At 63.9% G+C, this 5,127-nt stretch carries 5 protein-coding genes; 3 read left to right on the top strand and 2 right to left on the bottom strand.

What is annotated here, in order from left to right:
• The first annotated feature begins 71 nt into the window (after positions 1 to 71).
• Positions 72 to 1,421 (top strand): VCBS repeat-containing protein, encoded by a 1,350-nt coding sequence (locus Q0O05_RS11185; protein WP_293663070.1) that lies wholly within the window; start codon positions 72 to 74, stop codon positions 1,419 to 1,421.
• A 62-nt stretch (positions 1,422 to 1,483) separates the two neighbouring features.
• A complete protein-coding gene (locus tag Q0O05_RS11180; protein ID WP_293663069.1) occupies positions 1,484 to 2,116 on the top strand; it encodes an FMN-binding negative transcriptional regulator in 633 nt (210 codons plus the stop codon).
• Positions 2,117 to 2,174: 58 nt separating this feature from the next.
• Here Q0O05_RS11180 and Q0O05_RS11175 read toward each other — a convergent pair whose 3' ends face one another.
• The gene (locus tag Q0O05_RS11175) at positions 2,175 to 3,197 is read right to left on the bottom strand and encodes a pirin family protein (protein ID WP_293663068.1); all 1,023 of its coding nucleotides are present in this window, start codon (positions 3,195 to 3,197) and stop codon (positions 2,175 to 2,177) included.
• A gap of 112 nt (positions 3,198 to 3,309) precedes the next feature.
• Here Q0O05_RS11175 and aroQ point away from each other — a divergent pair, with 112 nt between their 5' ends.
• Positions 3,310 to 3,756 (top strand): type II 3-dehydroquinate dehydratase, encoded by a 447-nt coding sequence (aroQ, locus tag Q0O05_RS11170; RefSeq protein WP_293663067.1) that lies wholly within the window; start codon positions 3,310 to 3,312, stop codon positions 3,754 to 3,756.
• Between the two features lie 48 nt (positions 3,757 to 3,804).
• Here aroQ and Q0O05_RS11165 read toward each other — a convergent pair.
• Positions 3,805 to 5,127 (bottom strand): hypothetical protein (locus Q0O05_RS11165; protein WP_293663066.1); only part of this gene is annotated, 1,323 nt, incomplete at its 5' end.

Raw genomic sequence — 5,127 nt, 5'->3', positions numbered from 1 at the left:
AAGTGTGACAAAGCGAGCGGCTGCCGGCGTGCCTTAGGGGCTGCGCAGCGAGGACTTGAAGGGAGGATTCAATGCGCAAAGCATGTATCGGATTGGTGGTGTTTTTGTTGTTCTCCTGCGGCGGTGGGGGCGGAGGCAGTGGCGGAAATTCGGGTGCGACGTCCAGCGGCGTTTTTGGCGCGGCTACTTTGGCGGGAACGTTCAGTTATTACCGCGACGGCAGCACCAACAACCCAGTCAGCTTCTTGCACGCGCAAGACCTGGATGGCGACGGCGTGGACGAGGTGATCATGGTGGCCTTTGAGACCCAGCCCAATACGCCCGCCGATTACAGCAACACCGGGGTGCGTATTTGGGGCTGGAGGTCGGGTGTCTTTCAAGACCTGACTTCCACTTGGTTGCCCGGCGGGATCGACCAGGTGGGTGGTGTGGGGGACATTGCATTCGGCGACTTTGATGGGGATGGCCGGCTGGATGTGTTTCTGTCTGCCTACACCGACATGGTGCATCCAGTGCAAGCGTATGCGCTCATGAACCGCGGCGGATATTTTGTCCGCGTAGCCCTGGGGCCGCAGGATTGGCAACACGCGGTGGCGGCGGCAGACGTTAACGGTGACGGGTACACCGACGTGATGGTGGCGGGGTATTCCAGCACTTCGCCGCAATACCTGGGATCAGCAACGGGCTTGCGGCCGTACCAGGGAATGGTCGGAAGTTCGGGTGTCACGCTGGGCAACTTTCTGGGCGACGCAAGGGTACAAGCAGTTTTTACCGATGCGGATGGCCAGCCTGGCGGCCGGTCCGGGCCTAACGACACTGCCTTGTTCGAAATTGTTGTGGATAACAATAATCAAACTATCAGCTTTAACCGGATTGCGGCCTTGCCCCAGCCGCCGCTGACTAGTGAGGAAAATGGGGTGTATGCGAGCCATGACATTCGGGCCCGCAGTGTCGACTTTGATAGTGATGGGCGACTGGACGTAGTAGTGTTTAGCTGGCTCTGGCCCGCGCCGGCCGCAGAGTCTGCTTACCGTAGCGAGATTCAGTTCTTGCGCAATTTGGGCCCGGGCGTCTTCACTGACGTGACCAGCACCGTGCGCGTGGGTTATGACAACACGGGGCAAGTGGGGTATGCCCCAGCCTTCAGGGACTTTAACGGGGACGGCCGTCTGGACCTGTTCGTGAGCGACGCCGATTTCTTCAGTAGTGGCCGGCATAAGTCGTCCACCCTGCTGATTCAACAGGCCGACAAGACTTTTCGCGACACGGCCAAGTCCGACCTCTCGAACGTGATTGCGTCGGGCGGTGGCAAGGCTGTCATGGTGAAAGGCCCGGCGGGTAAGTGGTATCTGGTGAAAGAAGGCGCCTGGCAACGCGACAGCCTGTCGCGGGTGTGGCTGCACACGGTGAGCGGCTTGTGAATTTTGCTGCGCTCTGCAGCCAAACAAGCGCCGGTTATGCTGGTTGATAAAGGATCCGAGCCATGTACCAGCCTTCCCATTTCGTTGAATCCCGCCCCGAGGTGCTGCACGCGCTGGTGCGCAGCCACCCCTTGAGCACGCTGGTGACCTTGTCGCCGCAGGGACTGGATGCGAACCACATTCCCTTGTTGCTGCGATTGGATGCGTCCGGTGGCGGGCGTCTGGTGGGCCATGTGGCGCGAGCGAATCCGGTCTGGCGCGAGACCGACGTGTCGGTGCCGGTGCTGGCGATTTTTCAGGGGCCGCAGCACTACATCAGCCCCGGCTGGTACGCCACCAAGGCCGAGCATGGCAAGGTGGTCCCTACCTGGAATTACGCGGTGGTGCATGCCAAAGGCCTGCTCACGGTGCATGACGATGCGGCCTGGGTGCGCAGCCAGATGCAGCAGATGACCGCGCAGCAAGAGACGCCCTTGCCCAAGCCCTGGGCGGTGGAAGACGCTCCGCGCGACTACACCGACACCATGATTTCGGCGGTGGTTGGCATTGAGATTGCCGTCACATCGTGGACCGGCAAATGGAAGGTCAGCCAGAACCAGCCCCCCGCCAATCAGGCGACCGTGCGTCAGGCGCTGGGCGGGCTGGGTAGCGATGCGGCGCTCGCCATGAGCGCATTGGTCAAGCGCGACGCCTGAGTCGGCCCGCGGGGGCTGGATCCGTGTTTGTGCGCTTTTCGTCCTGGCGCCCCGTTGTCTAACCGCCCCGTTCTTCTACACGTCCGTCGGGATGGCGCGCAAAGCGGCCCTGGCTGCGGGGGTGCACCGGATCGCGGGCGCCCCAGGGCCAGCCACCAAACTCGGTGCGGCGGTAGTCGGCAAACGCCTGGTGGATTTCGGCCTGGGTGTTCATCACAAACGGGCCATGTTGCGCCACCGGCTCCCCGATCGGGCGGGCCTGCAGCACCAGCAGTTCGCTCTCACTCTCGCCGTTCACAAAACTGCAGTCATGGTCGGCCTGCACCTCGACGGCGGACTTCACCGGCACCGCTTCGCCCGCTATGTTCAGGCTGCCGCCTTTGAAGAAATACAGCATGCGGCGCGTGTCGGCGCTGCGTGCGGCGGGCAGCGTCCAGTGCGCGCCGGGGCTGAGTTGGATGGTGTAGATGCCCAGGTCGCTGTCGGGCTCACTCGCCCATGAGTCGGGCGGCGGGGGCAGGGCGCCGGGCCCGGCCAGCGCACCGGCAATGCAGACAACCTGGGTGCTGTGGCCTTGTGCATCGGTGGCGCGGATGCGCGGGATGTCCTCGTTCCAGAACATGGTGAAGTGCGGCTCGGCCATCTTGTTTTTGGCCGGCAGGTTCACCCAGATCTGGAACAGCTCGGTCGGGTTGGGCGCTTCGGTGTGCAGCAGGGGGAACATCTCGCAGTGCACGATGCCTTTGCCGGCGGTGAGCCACTGCACATCCCCGCCACCGAAGCGGGCGGTGGCGCCGGCCGAGTCGGAGTGGTCAATGCGGCCCTCGCGCACAATGGTGACGGTCTCAAACCCCCGGTGCGGGTGGGATGGAAAGCCCGGCACCGTGTCGCCGTGGTACATGCTCCAGCCGCCTTGGCCGGCAAAGTCTTGCCCGATGTTGCGGCCCGCCAGCAAGGCCGGATCCGGGGCCATGCGGGCGTTCCCGGCGGGGTACGCGTCGTTGTGGTGCACGCAAAACAAAAACGGGTCCAGGGTTTGCCAAGGGAAACCCAGGGGGGCGATGGAGCGGATAGTTTTCATGGTGCACCATTGTGCGCGGTGTCAGGATGGCTAAGATGCAACAGTCCCCGCGCAGGGTTCGGCGGCTGCCCTAGGCCGGTCGCGTGCGGGCCTAATTTTTCGAGAGGTGCGTATGAAAGTCCTGATGCTCCACGGCATTAACCACAACATGTTCGGCAAGCGCGATCCGGCGCAGTACGGCACCGTCACGCTGGCAGAAATCGATGCGGGCTTGTCAGCGCTGGGCCAGGAGCTGGGTGTGGAGGTGGAGGCCTTTCAGACCAACCACGAGGGCGCGATGTGCGAACGCATTCACCAAGCATTTGCCGACGGGGTGGATGCAGTCCTCATCAACGCCGGCGCCTGGACGCATTACAGCTACGGCATCCGTGACGCGTTGGCCATATTGACCTGCCCCATCGTCGAGTTGCACATGTCCAACATCCACGCCCGCGAGGAGTTCCGCCACAAGTCGGTGTTTGCCGACATTGTCAAAGGGCAGATCACCGGCTTCGGTGTGGACAGCTACCTGCTCGCGCTGCGCGCGGCAGTGTCGGCGGCACAGGCTGTGAGGGCCTAGAAGGCCTTACCCCTTTGAGGCCTGACCGGCTGGCCTTAGCGGTTGGCGTTAGCGCGCAGCGGCAAGCAACCACTCGCGCCGGAACAGCCAGTCCTGCACCTGCCAGACATTGGCCAGCGTGACCTCGCCCTCCTTGTGGCGGCTTTTGACATGCCAGCGCTGCGCCAGCAAGCTGCAAGCGGGCAGGCAGGCCGGAGCTTCATTCAGATCTTCCTGCAGCCAGACCACTGCATCAAATTCAGCCAGTAGGCGGGCCTGGCGCTTTGCGGGCGTCATACCGGGGTAGAGGGCGCCTGTGTTGCGGCCTTCGGCGTCGTAGGGCGTGATGCGGGCGCCAGGCAGCAAAAAGTGGTAGCGCTCAAACTGGCCGGTAAACCCGTTGGGCACGGCCAGCCGCTGTCCGCGCAGGCTGGCTTGCACGGCAGCGCTGTAGCCGGCCTCCTGTTTGGAGATGGGTTGCACCATCAGGCTAAAGCTGGCGTAGACCGCCAGCACCACCACCAGCGAGGCATTGCCCGCCCACATTTTTCGATAAAAACCGGCGATTACCCCCGCCAATCCTGCGCAGGCAGCTATTAAAGTCATAGCAACTTCCGCGCTGGAAGCCATGTCGAGCGCGCCCATCACCCAGCCGATGCGCGCCAACATGACCAGCGCCGGCACTGCTATTACCAGGGTCAGCCAGAACCAGACGCGGGGCAGCCGGTCCCACACCAGCGCCATGGCGATTGCAATAGCCGGCATGGCGGGGATGACGTAACGCTCGGAGCGCTGGTTAGGAATCGCAAACACCACCAGCCAGACCACGGCCCATGCCAGTAGCACCCGGTGTTCCGGCCGGATGGGGGAGCTTTGGCGCGCACCCGTCCACAGGGCCAGAAGGCAAAAGCCCAGCACCGGCAGCACCAGCAAACCGCCGTTGGCGGGGTAGGCGAAGAGTTGCGTCCACATCGGGTAGGGGCCGGAGACGGCCGCCTGCCAGTAGCCGATGGTGCTGCTCATCTTGCCGGCGTTTTCGCCCAGCACAAACTCTTGCCAGACGGCGGCGGGGTCCGGGTCCAGCGCAAACCAGAGCGCAAAAATGCCCAATCCCAGCAGCGCAGACCAGGTGGCCCCAAGGGCGGCGCGCCAGGTGGTGCGCCAGGACCAAGGCGCGCTCAGGAGCACCGCCAGCCACAGCGAGGCCGCCGCCGGCGCCAGCAGCGCAAAGGACTTGTAGGCCGCGCCAAGCCCCATGGCCAGGCCGAACAAGGTGTAGGCAATGGGGCCGGGGGCGCTTGCAACGCCAGGCTGCGTCCGACGCAGGAGCTGCCACAGCACCCACCACATCGGCAGGGCCAGCCAGAAGGTCTCAGGGGCCGAGGTGAGGTA

Source organism: Rhodoferax sp. OV413 (assembly GCF_945881795.1).
In the GTDB taxonomy this organism is placed as follows: Bacteria; Pseudomonadota; Gammaproteobacteria; order Burkholderiales; family Burkholderiaceae_C; genus Allorhodoferax.
This window is presented reverse-complemented; position numbering and strand designations above follow the sequence as displayed.

What these genes read in the sequence shown, in the direction of transcription:
- Q0O05_RS11185 (WP_293663070.1), top strand. Translation starts at nt 72, where the DNA reads ATGCGCAAAGCATGTATCGGATTGGTGGTGTTTTTGTTGTTCTCCTGC.
- Q0O05_RS11175 (WP_293663068.1), bottom strand. Translation starts at nt 3,197, where the DNA reads ATGAAAACTATCCGCTCCATCGCCCCCCTGGGTTTCCCTTGGCAAACC.
- aroQ (WP_293663067.1), top strand. Translation starts at nt 3,310, where the DNA reads ATGAAAGTCCTGATGCTCCACGGCATTAACCACAACATGTTCGGCAAG.
- Q0O05_RS11180 (WP_293663069.1), top strand. Translation starts at nt 1,484, where the DNA reads ATGTACCAGCCTTCCCATTTCGTTGAATCCCGCCCCGAGGTGCTGCAC.